Origin of the sequence: Stenotrophomonas sp. B1-1 (assembly GCF_010894375.1) — a bacterium.
Classification (GTDB): Bacteria; Pseudomonadota; Gammaproteobacteria; order Xanthomonadales; family Xanthomonadaceae; genus Stenotrophomonas.
The window spans coordinates 98,228-114,645 of the sequence record NZ_JAAIUZ010000002.1 but is presented as its reverse complement, the minus strand read 5'-3'; the positions used below and the strand labels follow the sequence as shown (position 1 = coordinate 114,645).

Here is a 16,418-nt window from a genome sequence, read left to right as displayed (position 1 = left end):
CCTTCGCCCCATCTGGGCCGACGTTGCCTGACAGACGTGCCAACCAAGGTTGGCACCTACCAGAGCGGCGTACCGCGCGGTGGGTGGGTGCCAGGGCAACGTACCGCGCAGTCGGTAGGTGCCAACCTTGGTTGGCACAACCTCGCAAACACCTTCGCCCCATCTGGGCCGACGTTGCCTGACAGACGTGCCAACCAAGGTTGGCACCTACCAGAGCGGCGTACCGCGCGGTCGGTGGGTGCCAGGGCAACGTACCGCGCAGTCGGTAGGTGCCAACCTTGGTTGGCACAACCTCGGAAACACCTTCGCCCCATCTGGGCTGACGTTGCCTGACAGACGTGCCAACCGAGGTTGGCACCTACCAAAGCCGTGCCGCGCGGTCGGTGGGTGCCAGAGCGGCGTGCCGTTCAGACGCCGGCGGCGCGCTTCCAGAATGCCTGTACCACCGGCGGCCACTTGCCCACGCAGCCCAGCGCGCGGCCGCGGGCCAGGGTCAGGTGCATTTCGTCGTTGGAAAACAGCCGGTTGATCGCATCGAAACTGTAGGCGGCGATCTGGTTGTCACTACGCCGTTCCCGCGCCCAGCGCTGCAACCGCTGCGGCGACAGGCGCGGCTGGCCACGGCGCTCGGCCGAGGGCGCCAGCCATTGCTGCAGGGCGGCCACGTCGCGCAGGCCCAGGTTCACCCCCTGCCCCGCCAGTGGGTGCACCACGTGCGCCGCATCGCCCAGCGCCAGCACGCGACCGGACACATAGTGGCGGGCCAGCTGCCGGCGCAGCGGGAACGCCGCGCGCGCCGAGGCCAGGCGCAGTTCGCCCAGGCGGCCGGCAAAGGCGCGGGTCAGCTCGCGATTGAACGCGGCGTCGTCCAGCGCCAGCACGCGTGCCGCTTCGTCTTCCGGCAGGGTCCACACGATCGAACTGCGGCGCTCGGCCACCGGCAGCAGGGCCAGCGGACCGGTCGGCAGGAAACGCTGCCAGGCCGTGGCCTGGTTGGGCAGCGCGCTGTCCACGTAGGCCACCAGGCCACGCTGGTGATAATCGTGCGATTCCACCTCGATCCCGGCCAAGCGGCGCAGGGTGGAATCGGCGCCATCGGCGGCCACGGCCAATGCGGCATCCACGCGACGCCCATCGTCCAGCCGCAGGCGTACACCTTCGTCGTCCTGTTCCAGCGCTTCCACCCGCCCCGGGCAATGCAGCTGCACGCCCGCCGCCGGCAATGCGGCCCACAGGCGGTCCTGCAGCAGGCCGTTCTCAACAATGAACCCCAGCTCGCGCCGACCGAAGCGGTCTGCGTCGAACAGCAGGTCATCGCCGCCGGCCGCGTCCCACACCTGCATGCGCCGGTAGGGCCAGGCACGCGCCTGTGCAATGGCCGGCCAGACGCCCAGGCGCTGCAGCAGCTGCACGTTGTCGGCGGCGAAGGCGAACACCCGCAGATCCGGCTGCGCGGCCTGCCAGGCCGGCGGCTCGCGCCCTTCGACCAGCGCCACCGACAGACCGGCATCGGCCAGCGCCAGTGCACAGGCGGCGCCGACAACGCCGCCGCCCACCACGGCCACATCCAGTCGCATGCGCCGGCTCATGCAGCCTCCCCACGGCACAGGCGCGGCACGTCGCCACGGAAGCCCATGGCGCCCCCCACCAGCATCGACTGCACGGAGGCGCGTTGTGCCGCCACCAGGCCCAGGCTGCGCAGCGGGCGCAGCAACGGTGCCGGATTGCTGGTCAGCCGTGCCAGCCCACCGGAAAACGCCACGGTCTGCTGCCGGTCTTCCGCGCGCCGGGCCACGTAGGCCTGCAGCAGCGCGTCGCTGCCCGCATCTTCATCGGCTGCTTCCAGCAGCTCGGCCAGGGTGAGCGCGTCGCGCAAGCCCAGGTTGAAGCCCTGCGCGCCCAACGGGTGGATGGTCTGCGCGGCGTTGCCCAGCAGCACCGCGCGTTCGCCCACCAGCGCGCGCGCCAGTACCTGCACCAGCGGGTAGGCACTGCGCGGGCCCGATTCCAGCAAGCGCCCGGCGCGCCAGCCCAGCGTGTGCTGCAGGCGCTGCAGCCAGGCCGCATCGTCCAGCGCCATCACCGCCTCGGCCTGGTCGCGGGCCACGCCGTGCACACAGCCGAAGTGGCGGTCGCCGCGCGGCAACAGCGCGGTCGGGCCGGTATCGGTGAAGCGCTCCCACGCGCTGCCATCGGGCGCGCGCTGGCTGCGCACGCGGGCCACGAACAGGGTCTGTTGGAAATCATGGCGGTCCACCGCAATGCCCAGCGCATCGCGCACGCCGCTGGCGGTGCCATCGGCCCCCACCACCAGCCGGGCCAGCAGCATGCGCTCGCCCGCATCGTCAGCCACATGGACCTGCCGGTAACCGTCGACCACCGCGCCCAGGCCGATGAAACGCATCGGGCGGTAGCGCTGCAGCTGCGGCAGTTCCTGCAGCCGCGCCTCCAGCGCCTGGCCGAAATCGCGGGCCACCACCACCTGGCCGAACCACGGCCGGTCGTAATCGGCCGCATCCATCTGCACGCGGCCAAAGTCGCCGGCGCGGCTGACGTGGATGCGACGGATCGGGCCGGGTGGCATCGCCAGCTTCTGCATCACCCCCAGCGCGGTCAGTGCGTTCACGGTGGCCGCGGCGAAACTGAGGTTGCGCTGGTCGAACACCGCCGGCAGTTCACCGGCCGGGCTGGCTTCCAGCAGGGCTACATTGCGGCCCAGCCGCTCCAGGGCGATGGCCAGGCTGGCCCCGACCAGACCGCCACCGACGATCAGCACGTCATGTCGTTCACTCATGGGCCCATGATACGCGCTCGCCACGCCATCCAGACCCGGCACGCCGCGCCTGCGCAGGGCCGCGCGGCGGGCTAGAATGGAAGCTGAATCCGCCCCACGGGTCTTCGCCATGTCCCACACCGCCCATCGCGCCTTTGTCCTGTCCGTGCTTGTGCTGCTGCTGGCGGCGACCCGGGTGAACCACTTCGCAGCCATCCCCGATGCCTCCTGGGCCGTGTTCTTCATCGGCGGCTTCTATCTGGCCCGCTGGACCCGCTGGGCGTTCCCGCTGCTGATGGTGTTCGCCGTGCTGGTGGACTGGATCGTGATCCGCAGCGCGGGGCTGGACTTCTGGCAGCACTACTGCGTGTCGCCAGGGTACTGGCTGCTGTTGCCGGCATATTTCTCGCTGTGGGCCGGCGGCCTGCTGCTGGGCCACAACTACCACGGCGCGCACTGGTCGGTACTGGCCAAGGGCGTGCCGCTGTTGGTGGTCTCGGTGGCGCTGTGCCACCTGCTGGCCCAGGGCGGGTTCTACTGGACCAGCCGCAACGTGGCCGAACCGACCCTGGCCGGCTGGGCGCAGAACTACGCCCAGTGGTTCGGGCCGTACCTGCGCACCACCGCCATCTACGTGGCCCTGGCTGCCGCGCTGCAATTGGCCGTGGAGCAGATGCTGAAGCTGCACCAGGCCCGCCGCGACATCCACCACTGAGCACCGGCATGGGGCATCGGCTTTCGCGCATCTACACCCGCACCGGCGACGACGGCAGCACCGGGCTGGGCGACGGCAGCCGGGTGGCCAAGGACGATCTGCGGGTCGCCGCCTATGGCACCGTCGACGAAGCCAATGCCGCCCTGGGGCTGCTGCTGGCCGTGCCACTGCCCGAAGACGTGCGTGCGCTGGTGGTCCATCTGCAGCACCAGCTGTTCGATCTGGGCGCCGAGCTGTGCGTGCCCGGCCATGCAGCCGTCCATGCCGCCGACGTTTCCGCGCTGGAACAGCAGCTGGACCATTACAACGCCGGCCTGCCGATGCTGAAGGAATTCATCCTGCCCGCGGGCGGCGAGGCGGCGGCGCGCTGTCACCTGGCCCGCACCATCGTGCGCCGCGCCGAGCGCGAAACGGTCAGTCTGGCCCGGGCGCAGGCCGTGCGCAGCGAAGCCCTGCACTACCTCAACCGCCTGTCGGACCTGCTGTTCGTGCTGGCACGGGTACTGGCCCGCGCCGATGGCCACGGCGAAGCGCTGTGGCAACCACAGCACCGGCAGGCCTGAGCCCGTGCAGGTCTTCACTCATCCGTCCTGCCTGCTGCACGACCCGGGTCCGGGCCATCCCGAATGCCCGCAACGGCTGCAGGTGGTGCTCGACGCCCTGCAGCAGGCCTTCCCCGGCCAACTGGACTGGCAGCAGGCCCCGCCGGCCAAGTTCGGCGAGCTGAGCCGGGTCCACGACAGCGCCCTGCTCGACTTCGTGCTGCAGCCGCAGACCCTGCCACTGCGCCAGCTGGACATGGACACCTGGACCTCGCCCGGTTCGGCCAGCGCCGCCGTGCACGCCGCCGGCGCCGGCGTGGCCGCGGTGGACGCGGTGATGCTGGGCGATGACCCGCTGGCGTTCTGCGCGGTGCGCCCGCCGGGCCACCATGCCACCAGCAGTACGGCCATGGGCTTCTGCCTGCTCAACAATATCGCCATCGCCGCCGCCTACGCGCGCGACCGCCACGGCCTGGAACGGATTGCCGTGGTCGACTTCGACGTGCACCACGGCAACGGCACCCAGGACATCTTCCAGCACGACGCGCGGGTGTCGTACTACAGCACCCACCAGGCCGGGCTGTTCCCCAACTCGGGCCTGCGCCGCGACCGTGGCGCCGGCAACCTGATGAACATCCTGCTGCCGCCGGGCAGCGGTGGCTTCCGCTTCCGCAACGTCTGGGCCGACGAGATGCTGCCGGCCATCGACGACTTCCGCCCGCAGCTGCTGCTGATTTCGGCCGGTTTCGATGCCCACCTGCGCGACCCGCAGGCAGACCTGATGCTGGAAACCGAGGATTTCGCCTGGATCACCGGCGAACTGCATGCGCTGGCGCGGCGCCATGGGGCCGGCCGCGTGGTGTCCATGCTGGAAGGCGGCTACGACCTGCAGGCGCTGGCCGAATGCAGCGTGGCCCACGTGCAGACCCTGCTGCAGGGCGCCGCTGCGGCACGCCCAGGATGAACCCGAACCGGTCTGGGCCGGACGCCTTCATTGCCCCTATGCAAGGGATGGGGCAATCTACGGTCCGTTTTCGCCCGAATCCGAACCGCGTGCGCCGAGCCCTCCGCCTGCTTCCCCTGCCCCTGAGCATCGCTGTCTGCCTGCCGGCGATGGCCGATGACAAGCCGCTCAACTGGGGCCTGTGCCCGGCCACCGAAGTCATTCCCGCCTTCACCGATGCCCCCACCCCGGTACCGGGGCAGGACGCGGCCGCCGCCAGCGCCCAGCGCGAGCAGCAGCCCACCGACATCGAAGGCGACCAGCTGCTGGGCACCACCACCGTGCCGCAGTACCAGGGCAACGTGGCCCTGCGCCGCGGCGACCAGTTCGTGGGCACCGACAAGCTCAGCTTCGATACCGACACCGGCAACTACATCGCCGACGGCAACGTGCGCTACCAGGATTCCTCGATCCGCATGGTGGCCAAGCGCGCCGAGGGCAACCAGGAAAGCGACACCCATAAGATCACCGACATCCAGTACCAGCTGGTGTCGCGCCGTGGCAACGGCGAGGCCGAATCGGTCGACCTGCAGGGCGCCGTGGGCCAGATGCATCGCTCCACCTACACCACCTGCGACCCCTCGCAGCCGGTGTGGAAGCTGACCGCACCGCAGATCGACGTGGACAACGACGAAGGCTTCGGTACCGCCCGCAACGCGGTGCTGCGCATCGGCAAGGTGCCGGTGCTGTGGGCGCCGTACTTCAAGTTCCCGATCGACGACCGCCGCAAGACCGGCCTGCTGTTCCCGCAGCTGGGCATGTCCGGCCGCAATGGTTTCGACTACACCCAGCCGATCTACCTGAACCTGGCGCCGAACTACGACGACACCCTGATGCCGCGCTACATGAGCGAGCGCGGGCTGATGCTGGACAACGAGTTCCGCTATCTCTACAACGGCGGCCGCGGCGAGCTGCTGACCGCCTACATCCCCAACGACAAGCTGCGCGACCGCGACCGCGGCCGGGTGATGTTCAGTGGCTACCACAACGTGGACAGCCATTGGCAGGCCCGCGCCAACCTGGCCTGGGTGAGCGACGAGCGCTACGTGGAGGATTTCTCCAACCGTCTGGTGGGCGTGACCGCGTCGAACCTGCAGAGCACCATCGGCCTGTACGGCACCGGCAAGGACTGGACCGCCGGCATCATGGCCGACCGCTGGCAGCTGACCGACTACACCCTGACCGAATCGGCACTGGCCTACAACCGACAGCCGCGCCTGTACTTCACCTGGGACAAGCCGCTGCTGCCGTGGGTCGAAACCAGCCTGTACGCCGAGGCGGTGCGCTTCACCCACGATGACGTGCATGAGAAGACGATCGATGCCGACGGCGAATACGTGCGCACCGGCAACGTGACCCGCATGGACGGCGGTTCGCGCCTGGACATCAAGCCGTCGATCTCCTTCCCGTTCAGCGGCGCGGCCTGGTATGTCACCCCGACCCTGGCCTACCGCTACACCGCCTATGACCTGGAACGTGGCCTGGCCGACAGCATCCGCAGGACGGTGCTGACCTCGCAGGGCATCGATCCGGCCACGGCCAGCGCCGAACAGCTGCGCGGCAACACCTCGCCCAGCCGCTCGCTGCCGATCGCCAGCCTGGACGCCGGCCTGTTCTTCGACCGCGAAACCACCATCGGTGGCAAGTCGTTCCTGCATACCCTGGAACCGCGCCTGTTCTACCTGCGCACGCCGTACCGCAACCAGGACGACCTGCCGCTGTTCGACACCCGTGACTTCACCTTCAGCTGGGGCCAGCTGTTCCGCGATTCGCGCTACACCGGCGCCGACCGCCAGAACGATGCCAACCAGCTGACCATGGCGCTGGGCACCCGCTTCATCGACCAGACCACCGGCAAAGAACGGTTCTCGGCCAGCATCGGCCAGATCCAGTACTTCGACGAGTCGCGGGTGACCACCACCCCGGGCGGCGCACCGGTTGAAAAGGGCAAGTCGGCCTGGATCGCCGACGCCAACTATATGGTGAACGACCGCTGGACCCTGAGCGCCACTTACCAGTGGGACCCCAAGTACAAGCGTGAGGACCTGGCCAGCTTCCGCGCCCGCTACCTGATGTCCAACGATGGCGTGGTCAACCTGACCTACCGCCACCGCATCAACCCCGACGGCACCGACCTGCTGAAGCAGGCCGACCTGTCGTTCCTGTACCCGCTGAATGCGCGCTGGAGCCTGGTCGGCCGTTACTACTACTCGCTGGAAGACAAGGCGCCGCTGGAAATCATCGGCGGCGTGCAGTGGGACAGCTGCTGCCTGGCCGTGCGCGCCGTGGCCCGCCGTTACGTGCGCAACCGCGAAGGCGACCTGAACAATTCCATCCAGATCGAGTTCGTGCTGAAGGGCCTGAGCTCGCTGGGCCAGGACACGGACCGTACCCTGCGCCGTGCTATCCTCGGCTACAACCGCGACGACCTTTATCTGGTGCCGCCCAGCAATACCGGGGTGACCCGGGACGACTACGATCCGAATCTGATCCCATGACCAAGCGCTTCCCCGTTCTTCTCGCCTCGCTGCTGGCGGTGTCCAGCGTGTCCGCCCCCCTGCAGGTCATCGCGCAGGAGGCCCAGCCGCTGGACCGCATTGCTGCGGTCGTCGACGAGGACGTGGTCCTGCAGAGTGAACTGCAGCGCGCCATCGCCAACATCAAGGCCCAGTACGTGGGCCGCGAAAACCAGCTGCCGCCGGACGACGTGCTCAGCCGCCAGGTGCTGGAGCGCCTGGTGCTGGTGAAGCTGCAGGTGGCCCGCGCCCAGGGCAGCGGCATCCGTGTCAGCGACCAGGAACTGAACCAGGCGATGAACTCCATCGCCCAGCAGAACGGTTCCAACCTGGACAGCCTGCGCCAGCGCCTGGCCCATGACGGCATCGACTTCGAGGAATTCCGTTCCTCGGTGCGCGACGAGATCACCGTGCAGCGCCTGCGCCAGAGCTTCGCGCAGAGCCGCATCAGCGTGAGCGAGGGTGAAGTGGACGCCGCGCTGAAGCAGCAGGCCACCGCCGGCAACCAGTACCACCTGGCGCACATCCTGGTCGCCCTGCCCGACGGCGCCAACGCCGACCAGATCGCCACCGGCCAGAAGAAGGCCGACGGCGTGAAGGCCCTGCTGGACAAGGGCGAGCTGGACTTCAACGCCGCCGCCGTGCGCTATTCGGACAGCCCCAACGCGCTGGAAGGCGGCGATCTGGGCTGGCGCACGCTGGACGAAATCCCGGCGGCGTTCGCGCAGATGATGCAGCAGATGAAGGCCGGCGATGTGGTTGGCCCGATCCGCGGCCCCAGCGGCTTCCAGCTGCTGAAGCTGGTGGAAGTGCGTGATGCCAACGCCGCCGCCGGTGCCCACACGGTCACCGAATACCATGCCCGCCATATCCTGGTGCGCGTGGACGGCAACCAGACCGATGCCGCCGCCAAGGCCAAGATCGACACCCTGCGTGCCCGCGTGGCCGGTGGTGCCGACTTCGAGCAGGTGGCCAAGGAATCGTCGGAAGACAGCAACAGCAAGGGCCAGGGCGGCGATCTGGGCTGGTTCCCGGCCGATGCCTTCGGTCCGGCGTTCGGCCAGCAGGTCGAAGGCATCCAGGATGGCGGCGTCAGCCAGCCGTTCCGTACCGATGCCGGCTGGCACATCGTGCAGCGCGTTGCCACGCGCCAGACCGACGTGACCAGCGACAACCAGCGTGCCCAGGTGCGTGAAACCATCGGCCGCCGCAAGCTGGAAGAGGAATACAACCGCTTCCTGCAGGAACTGCGTGGCGAAGCCTACGTCAGCTTCCGCAGCGGCGACCGGGCGGAAAACACCGCCACCCCGCCGCAGTCCTGACCCATGCGCCCCGAGCTCGCGCTGGTACCGGGCGAGCCCGCCGGGATCGGTCCGGAACTGTGTGTCCGCCTGGTACAGCAGCCGCGCGATGATTGCCGGCTGCTGGCCTTCGCCGACCCGGACACCCTGCGCGCGGCCGCCGCCGCGCTGAACCTGCCCCTGCAACTGCTGCCGGAAGATGCGCACGCGCGTCTGCCTGGCGATCTGCGCCTGCGCGTGGTGGCCAATGCCGCGCCCAGCCGCTTCGGCCAGGCCGACCCGGCCAACGCCAGCGCTGTCATCGGCGCCCTGCTCGGTGCCGGCCAGGCCTGCCTGTCCGGCGAACTGCACGGCGTGGTCACCGGCCCGGTGCACAAAGCGGTCATCAACGAAGGCGGCATTGCCTACAGCGGCACCACCGAACTGCTGGCCGACCAGGCCGGGGTTAAGGTGGTGATGATGCTGGCCAACGACATCGTGCGCGTTGCGCTGGCCACCACCCACCTGCCCTTGCGCGAAGTGGCCGATGCGATCACCGCGCCTGCCCTGGAACACACCCTGCGCACGGTGCATGCCGCGTTGCGCGGTGAGTTCGGCCTGGCCGCCCCGCGTATCGCCGTGCTGGGCCTGAACCCGCATGCCGGTGAAGACGGCCATCTGGGCCGCGAGGAACTGGACCTGATCATTCCGCTGCTGCAGCGCTTGCGCGCAGAGGGCATGGATCTGGTCGGGCCACTGCCGGCCGACACCGCCTTCCTGCCGGCCAAGCTGGCCGGGTTCGACACCGTGCTGGCCATGTACCACGACCAGGGCCTGCCCGTACTGAAGTATTCGGGCTTCGAACAGGCCGTGAACCTGACCCTGGGCCTGCCTTACCCGCGCGTGGCGGTCGACCATGGCACCGCGCTGGACCTGGCCGGACGCGGCATTGCCGACCCGTCCAGCCTGCAGGCCGCCACGGCCCTGTGTGCGCAATTGGCCCGGCAACGTACACTGAGCGCATGAATTCCCCGCATTCCCCCTCCGGCCCGGTGTTTACCGCCCCGGCCAAGAAACAGCTTGGCCAGCATTTCCTGGCCGACCGCCACTACATCGACAAGATCGTGATGGCGGTCAACCCCAAGGATGGCGACCGCCTGGTCGAGATCGGCCCTGGCCAGGGTGCGATCACCCTGCCCCTGCTGCGCGTCCATCCGAAACTGACCGTAATCGAGTTCGACCGCGACCTGATCGCGCCGCTCACCGCGGCCGCCGAGCCGCTGGGCGAGCTGACCATCGTCCACCGCGACGTGCTGCGCGTGGATTTCACCGAACTGGCCGCCGGCCAGCCGATCCGCCTGGTCGGCAACCTGCCCTACAACATCTCCTCGCCCATCCTGTTCCATGCGCTGGAACATGCCGCGGTCATCCGCGACATGCATTTCATGCTGCAGAAGGAAGTTGTCGACCGCATGGCCGCCGGCCCGGGCAGCAAGGTCTACGGCCGCCTGAGCGTGATGCTGCAGGCCTACTGCCAGGTCACTTCGCTGTTCGTGGTGCCGCCGGGCGCGTTCCGGCCGCCGCCGAAGGTCGATTCGGCCGTGGTGCGGCTGGTGCCGCGCGACCCGGCCACCATCGCCATCCACGATCACGCGCGCTTTGCCGAGGTGGTCAAGGCCGCCTTCGGCCAGCGCCGCAAGACCCTGCGCAACGCGTTGAGCAAGGTGGTGACCGCCGAACAGTTCGCCGCTGCGGGCGTGCGCCCCGATGCCCGTGCCGAACAGCTGGATGTGGCTGAATTCATCGCTTTGGCCAATGCCACCTGATTACACTGCCGGTATGGAAGACGCTGACGTTTACGCCATCTCCGTTGAAGTTGCCCCGCGCTTCCTCGACGACCAATCCGCGCCGGAAGACGGCCGCTATGCGTTCGCCTATACGATCCGCATCCGCAACCGTGGCCGCGTCGCCGCGCGCCTGGTTGCGCGCCATTGGCGCATCACCGACGCCAACGGTCGCGTCGAGCATGTCGATGGCGATGGTGTGATCGGCGAACAGCCGCGCCTGCGCCCCGGTGAAGACTTCCACTACACCTCGGGTGTCATGCTGGGCACCGACCACGGGACCATGCAGGGCCACTACGACATGGTTGCCGACGATGGCACTGAATTTGCCGCGCCGGTCGCACCTTTCGTGCTGGCCATCCCGCGTACCCTGCACTGACACGGAGGCCGGACGATGAGTGTGTGGGCGATCGGCGACCTGCAGGGCTGCTACGACGTAACCCAGCGCCTGCTGGAAAAGATCCGCTTCGACCCGGCGCAGGACACCCTGTGGTTCTGCGGCGATCTGGTGAACCGCGGTGGGCAATCGCTGGAAACCCTGCGCCTGGTGCATTCGCTGCGCGAGCACAGCGTGGTGGTGCTGGGCAATCATGATCTTTCGCTGCTGGCCGTGGGTGCGCGCACCGAGGAAGAGCAGCGCAAGGTCAACCCGGACCTGCTGCGCATCGTGCAGGCCGAAGACCGCGACGAGCTGCTGGAGTGGCTGCGCCTGCAGAAGCTGGTGCACGTGGACCGCGAGCTGGGCTGGATGATGGTGCATGCCGGCCTGGCGCCGAAGTGGACCACGCAGATGGCCGAAAAGCATGCCGCCGAAGTGGAAGTGCAACTGCACGGCGCCGGCTATCGCAAGCTGTTCCGCAACATGTACGGCGACAAGCCCAGCTGGGCCCCGAACCTGGCCGGCTATGACCGCTCGCGCGCGATCATCAACGTGCTCACCCGCATGCGCTACTGCACCCCGCGCGGGCGCATCGGCATTGAAGACAAGGGCACGCCCGGCACCCAGGAACAGGGGCTGTACCCCTGGTTCGAAGTGCCCGGCCGGGTCGAGCGCGACCTGAAGGTCGTCTGCGGCCACTGGTCGGCGCTGGGCCTGACCATCACCCAGGGCGTGCACGCCATCGATACCGGCGCGGTCTGGGGTGGCAAGCTGACCGCCCTGCAGCTGGATACCGATGAACTGCGCGTGGTGCAGGTGCCGGGGCGTGATGTGCCGGCGCCGGTCGCCAACGCACGGCCGCCGGCACGCCCGCCGCAGCCGCGTGCACCTGCGGCTGCACCGAGCAAGGAAGGCGGCAACGGCCAGCCTGCCGCGCCGGGCAACCGTGGCCCGCGTCGTCGTCGCCGTCGCGGTGGTGGTGGTGGTGGCAACAACGGCGCACCGCCGCAGAGCTGAAGGCACAGCGGTAGAGTCGACTGTCAGTCGACTATCGCGCGGAGCGCGGGGTTTCGCATGGTCCGAACCAGGAGCAGTCGACCAACGGTCGACTCTACCAGTCGACTATCGCGCGGAGCGCGGGGTTTCGCGAGGTCCGAACCAGGAGCAGTCGACCAACGGTCGACTCTACCCGGGGTCAGCGGCGCGTGTAGTGCGCGAAGCGGAACGCGTAGGCGTGGCGTGCGTCGGCTGGGTGCGGCTCGCTGCTGGTTTCCTGCCACACCGCCGGGTCGACTTCGGGAAAATGCGTATCGGCCGGCACCTCGGCGTCCACCCAGGTCAGGTACAGGTCGCTGGCCTGGTCCAGCAGCTGGCGGAAGATTTCGCCACCGCCAATGATGCACAGCTCGCTGGCGCCCTCGCCCGCCGCAATGGCCTTGGCTTCTTCGAGCGATGCCACCGCACGCATGCCTTCGAACGGCACCTGGCCGCTGCGGGTCAGCACCAGATTGGTCCGCCCCGGCAGCACCCGGCCGATCGATTCGGCGGTCTTGCGCCCCATCAGGATCGGCTTGCCCAGGGTCAGCGCCTTGAAATGCTTGAAGTCGTCCGGCAGGTGCCAGGGCATGGCATTGCCCTGGCCGATGCCACGGTTGCGGTCCAGCGCTACGACCATCGAAAGTTTCATCGCTGCGACCTCCTCAACCGGCATCGATCTGCAGCCGTTCACAGGCAGCCTTGGCGGCACTGGCCGCCTGCAACGCTGCCGCCAGCGCCGGGCTGGACGGGGACTTCTCATCCATGCCATCGACGATCTTCTGCATCTGCGCCTCCTCGATGTCCTTCAGGCCCGGGCCTGACAGGATCTCCGCGGACAACGCCGCCCTATCGGTGTCGGTGTCGGCAGCCCGCACCAGAAACGCCTGCAACTGGTCGCTGGAGTAGACGCTGGCGAGCTGCTGCTCGAGCACGCGCTGGTACTCCGGCTCTTCGATGCCCGCCTTGAGGTGCTCGGTCATCGCCGCGTACATGCCGGTCACCGCCTCGCGCATCTGCGCCTGGCAGCCTGCCGGAATGTCCTCGGGCATCATCGTGCTGCCGTTGAATGCCGCGGCAAACGCGTGGGCTTCCTCGCGCATGTGTCTGTGCACGATCTGTGCGTTGACTTCACGGGCCAAGCCCAGCGTATCGGCCGGTGCCGCGTACGCGCCCGTGCACAGCACGCCGGCCAGCAGCAGCGGGGGCACACACCTGCGCAGCCTCATACCGCCACCGGGGCCTTGATGGCCGGGTGCGGGTCGTAGCCGTCAATGCGGATGTCGTCGAACTGGAAACCGAACAGGTCGGTCACCTCGGGGTTCAGCCACAGCTTGGGCAGCGCGCGCGGTTCACGCGACAGCTGTTCACGGGCCTGCGCGTAGTGGTTCGAATACAGATGGGCATCGCCCAGGGTATGCACGAAGTCGCCCACGCCCAGACCCGTGGCCTGCGCCACCATGTGGGTCAGCAGCGCGTAGCTGGCGATGTTGAACGGCACGCCCAGGAAAATATCGCCGCTGCGCTGGTACAGCTGGCAGCTCAGCTTGCCGTCCACCACGTAGAACTGGAACAGGTTGTGGCATGGCATCAGCGCCATCTGCGAAAGCTCGCCCACGTTCCAGGCACTGACCACCAGCCGCCGCGAATCGGGATTGCGCTTGATCTCGTCCACCAGCCACTGCATCTGGTCGATCTCGCGGCCATCGGCGGTGGCCCAGCTGCGCCACTGCTTGCCGTACACCGGGCCGAGATCGCCATTGGCGTCGGCCCACTCGTCCCAGATGCGTACCTGGTTGTCCTTCAGGTAGCCGATGTTGGTGTCGCCCTTCAGGAACCACAGCAGCTCGTGGATGATCGAGCGCAGGTGCAGCTTCTTGGTGGTGACCAGCGGGAAGCCTTCGTTCAGATCGAAGCGCATCTGCCAGCCGAACACGCTGCGGGTGCCGGTGCCGGTGCGGTCGCTCTTCTCGGCGCCGTGTTCGAGCACGTGCGAAAGCAGGTCCAGGTAGGCCTTCATGCCTTGCCCTCCGCCGCCACCAGCGGCTGCGGCTGCAGCACCGGTGCGCGGCGCGACAGTGCCAGCAGCACCAGGCCCAGCGCCACCAGCGGCAGGCTCAGCAGCTGGCCCTTGGTCAGCCAGCCGAAGGCGATGTAGACCCCGTTGTCGGGCATGCGCACGAACTCCAGGCCGAAGCGGAAGATGCCGTACATCAGCGCGAACAGGCCCGACACCAGGTAGCGGTGGCGCGGCTTGGCCGACACCATCCACAGCACGGTGAACATCACCACGCCTTCCAGCGCCGCTTCATACAGCTGCGAGGGATGGCGCGCGTAGGGGTTCAGCGCGCCGGTAGCGAACTGTGCCTTCAGCGTGGCCGCATCCAGCTGGTTCAGCGGTGCTGGCAGGCCCGAAGGGAACACCACGCCCCAGGTGCCGTCGGTGTACTTGCCCCACAGCTCGGCGCCGATGAAGTTGCCCACCCGCCCCAGTGCCAGGCCGATCGGCACCAGCGGCGCCATGAAGTCGATCGTGTCGAACAGGTGCAGGCGCTGCTTGCGCGACCACCACCAGCACGCCACCACCACGCCCAGCAGGCCGCCGTGGAAGCTCATGCCACCGTCCCATACCTTGAACAGCAGCACCGGGTTGGACAGGAAATCGCCCAGTGCATAGAACAGCATGTAGCCGATGCGCCCGCCCAGCACAACGCCCAGCATGGCGTAGAACAGCAGGTCGGAAAAACCGTTGGCATCGACGCCCGGCAGGCGCCCCTGCGCGATGCGCTTGCGCCCCAGCAGCCAGGCTGCAGTGAAGCCCAGCAGGTACATGATGCCGTACCAGTGCACCTTGATCGGCCCCAGCGAAAGGGCAATGGGGTCGATATCGTGGAAATAGATCATGGAAGGTGCCTTGCAGGTGAACGCCTATTCTCGGGCCAGCGCCGCCGCGGCTCAACCAAGCAGCTGCGGGGTGTTGGGCAGCCCGTCATCGTCGGACCCCGAACCGGGCGGAAAGTGCCCGGCCAGCAGCCCGGAGACTTCATCGATGGCATCGCGCAGGGCCTGCACCGGCTCGCTGCCGCGCAGCCCTTCGCGCAGATGGGTGCAGATGCGCTGCCATTGCGCCGGGCTGACCCGGCCGTGCAGGCCGCGGTCGGCCACGATCTCGATGGCGTGGTCGGCCAGCAGCAGGTAGATCAGCACGCCGTTGTTATGCGCGGTATCCCAGGTGCGCAGCTGGGCGAAGGCCTGCTCAGCCGCCTGCCGCGGGGTCACCCGCCGCCACAGCGCGTGCAGGGGCAGATCGGCTTCCACCGCGAACATGACCTGGCCGCCGTGGCGCTGTTCACCACTGGCGATGGCCTCGGTGATCGCCTGCAGCACCGCCGGCGGGAAGGCCCGCCGCAGCGACGGGGAAAACAGGTGCCGCCCGATACGCCTGATCATCACCAGCCCCCCGAAGCGCCACCGCCACCGGAACGGCCACCGCCGCCGCCCCAGCTGCCGCCACCACCGCCGAAACCACCGCCGCCCCCGCCGCCCCAACTGCCACCGCCCCAGCCACCGCCGCCGGCGAAGCGGCCGGGGTGGCCCGAAAGCATGGCCACGATCAGGCCGACGATACCGGCCAGGCCACTGGCCAGCAGCGTGGAGGTGAACAGGAAGGCCGCCAGCGCGGCGCCGCCACCGCCCAGCAGGCCGCGCAGCGGGCGCGGCACCCGCGAGAACACCCCGCGCAGGATGCTGCCGGCAAATACGCCAATGAACAGCGCCAGCGCCCAGGTATCACCGCCGTCGCCGCTGTCAGCGCCGCGCTGGCTGCTGACCGGCGCTGGCAGGGCCTCGCCATCGATCAGCTTGACCAGCACCGCGGTCGCTTCGGTGATGCCGCCGGCGTAGTCGCCGGCACGGAAACGCGGCACCAGGTATTCCTGGATGACACGGTTGGCAATGGCATCGGGAATGGCGCCCTCCAGCCCATAGCCCGGTTCGATGCGCACCCGCCGATCGTCCTTGGCCACCACCAGCAGCACGCCGTCATCCACGCCCTTGCGGCCGATCTGCCATTGATCGAACACACGGGTGGTGTACTGCGCGATGTCCTCGGGCTGGGTGCTGGGCACCACCAGCACCTGCAGCTGGCTGCCCTTGCGCTGCTGCAGCGCCAGCGCCTGCTGCACCAGTGCCTGCTTCTGCGTGGCATCCAGTGTGCCGGTGGTGTCGACCACCGGCGAATCCAGCGCCGGAATCGGCGCAAGCTGCTGCGCCTGCGCGGCCAGCGGCAGCCACAGCAGCAGGGCCAGCAGCGCGGTGGGCAGGCGCATGGA

The 16,418-nt window shown here is 68.6% G+C and carries 17 protein-coding genes; 9 read left to right on the top strand and 8 right to left on the bottom strand.

The window, feature by feature from the left end:
* Positions 1 to 407: 407 nt before the first annotated feature.
* A complete protein-coding gene (locus tag G4G00_RS01735; RefSeq protein ID WP_164270919.1) occupies positions 408 to 1,589 on the bottom strand; it encodes a UbiH/UbiF family hydroxylase in 1,182 nt (393 codons plus the stop codon).
* Complete coding sequence (gene ubiH / locus G4G00_RS01730) at positions 1,586 to 2,794, bottom strand: 2-octaprenyl-6-methoxyphenyl hydroxylase (protein ID WP_164270917.1); 1,209 nt, start codon at positions 2,792 to 2,794, stop codon at positions 1,586 to 1,588. The genes G4G00_RS01735 and ubiH overlap by 4 nt, the downstream gene beginning before the upstream one ends.
* Before the next feature lie 109 nt (positions 2,795 to 2,903).
* Between ubiH and G4G00_RS01725 the strand changes: the two genes are divergently transcribed.
* The 9 genes from G4G00_RS01725 to G4G00_RS01685 all read left to right on the top strand — a co-directional run bounded on the left by G4G00_RS01725 (position 2,904) and on the right by G4G00_RS01685 (position 12,069).
* Positions 2,904 to 3,488, top strand: a complete 585-nt coding sequence (locus tag G4G00_RS01725; protein WP_164270915.1) for a hypothetical protein — start codon at positions 2,904 to 2,906, stop codon at positions 3,486 to 3,488.
* Between the two features lie 8 nt (positions 3,489 to 3,496).
* Positions 3,497 to 4,051 carry a cob(I)yrinic acid a,c-diamide adenosyltransferase gene (locus G4G00_RS01720; RefSeq protein ID WP_164270913.1) on the top strand — a complete coding sequence of 185 codons (555 nt, stop codon included), beginning with the start codon at positions 3,497 to 3,499 and terminating at the stop codon, positions 4,049 to 4,051.
* A gap of 4 nt (positions 4,052 to 4,055) precedes the next feature.
* Positions 4,056 to 4,994, top strand: coding sequence for a histone deacetylase family protein (locus G4G00_RS01715; RefSeq protein ID WP_108757644.1), 939 nt, complete (start codon positions 4,056 to 4,058; stop codon positions 4,992 to 4,994).
* 89 nt (positions 4,995 to 5,083) lie between these two features.
* Positions 5,084 to 7,531, top strand: a complete 2,448-nt coding sequence (gene lptD / locus G4G00_RS01710; RefSeq protein WP_240336065.1) for an LPS-assembly protein LptD — start codon at positions 5,084 to 5,086, stop codon at positions 7,529 to 7,531.
* Complete coding sequence (locus G4G00_RS01705; protein WP_108748591.1) at positions 7,528 to 8,871, top strand: peptidylprolyl isomerase; 1,344 nt, start codon at positions 7,528 to 7,530, stop codon at positions 8,869 to 8,871. Before lptD ends, G4G00_RS01705 begins: the two co-directional genes overlap by 4 nt.
* Before the next feature lie 3 nt (positions 8,872 to 8,874).
* Complete coding sequence (pdxA, locus tag G4G00_RS01700; RefSeq protein ID WP_108752224.1) at positions 8,875 to 9,855, top strand: 4-hydroxythreonine-4-phosphate dehydrogenase PdxA; 981 nt, start codon at positions 8,875 to 8,877, stop codon at positions 9,853 to 9,855.
* A complete protein-coding gene (gene rsmA / locus G4G00_RS01695; RefSeq protein ID WP_108748589.1) occupies positions 9,852 to 10,655 on the top strand; it encodes a 16S rRNA (adenine(1518)-N(6)/adenine(1519)-N(6))-dimethyltransferase RsmA in 804 nt (267 codons plus the stop codon). The genes pdxA and rsmA overlap by 4 nt, the downstream gene beginning before the upstream one ends.
* 13 nt (positions 10,656 to 10,668) lie before the next feature.
* A complete protein-coding gene (gene apaG / locus G4G00_RS01690) occupies positions 10,669 to 11,052 on the top strand; it encodes a Co2+/Mg2+ efflux protein ApaG (RefSeq protein WP_108748588.1) in 384 nt (127 codons plus the stop codon).
* 15 nt (positions 11,053 to 11,067) lie between these two features.
* Positions 11,068 to 12,069: a symmetrical bis(5'-nucleosyl)-tetraphosphatase gene (locus tag G4G00_RS01685; RefSeq protein WP_164270909.1), complete on the top strand. Its 1,002-nt coding sequence runs from the start codon at positions 11,068 to 11,070 to the stop codon at positions 12,067 to 12,069.
* Positions 12,070 to 12,247: 178 nt separating this feature from the next.
* Here the strand turns inward: G4G00_RS01685 and G4G00_RS01680 are convergent, their stop codons facing one another.
* The 6 genes from G4G00_RS01680 to G4G00_RS01655 are packed head-to-tail and all read right to left on the bottom strand — an operon-like array spanning position 12,248 to position 16,415.
* Positions 12,248 to 12,739 carry a dihydrofolate reductase gene (locus G4G00_RS01680; protein WP_164270907.1) on the bottom strand — a complete coding sequence of 164 codons (492 nt, stop codon included), beginning with the start codon at positions 12,737 to 12,739 and terminating at the stop codon, positions 12,248 to 12,250.
* Positions 12,740 to 12,752: 13 nt separating this feature from the next.
* On the bottom strand, positions 12,753 to 13,316 hold the full coding sequence (locus tag G4G00_RS01675) for a hypothetical protein (protein WP_240336064.1): 564 nt from the start codon (positions 13,314 to 13,316) through the stop codon (positions 12,753 to 12,755).
* Positions 13,313 to 14,107, bottom strand: coding sequence for a thymidylate synthase (locus tag G4G00_RS01670; RefSeq protein ID WP_108752220.1), 795 nt, complete (start codon positions 14,105 to 14,107; stop codon positions 13,313 to 13,315). The genes G4G00_RS01675 and G4G00_RS01670 overlap by 4 nt, the downstream gene beginning before the upstream one ends.
* Positions 14,104 to 14,991: a prolipoprotein diacylglyceryl transferase gene (lgt, locus tag G4G00_RS01665; RefSeq protein WP_108748584.1), complete on the bottom strand. Its 888-nt coding sequence runs from the start codon at positions 14,989 to 14,991 to the stop codon at positions 14,104 to 14,106. Before lgt ends, G4G00_RS01670 begins: the two co-directional genes overlap by 4 nt.
* A gap of 51 nt (positions 14,992 to 15,042) precedes the next feature.
* Complete coding sequence (locus G4G00_RS01660) at positions 15,043 to 15,537, bottom strand: TPM domain-containing protein (protein WP_108752219.1); 495 nt, start codon at positions 15,535 to 15,537, stop codon at positions 15,043 to 15,045.
* A complete protein-coding gene (locus tag G4G00_RS01655; protein WP_108752218.1) occupies positions 15,537 to 16,415 on the bottom strand; it encodes a TPM domain-containing protein in 879 nt (292 codons plus the stop codon). Before G4G00_RS01655 ends, G4G00_RS01660 begins: the two co-directional genes overlap by 1 nt.
* Between the last annotated feature and the right edge of the window lie 3 nt (positions 16,416 to 16,418).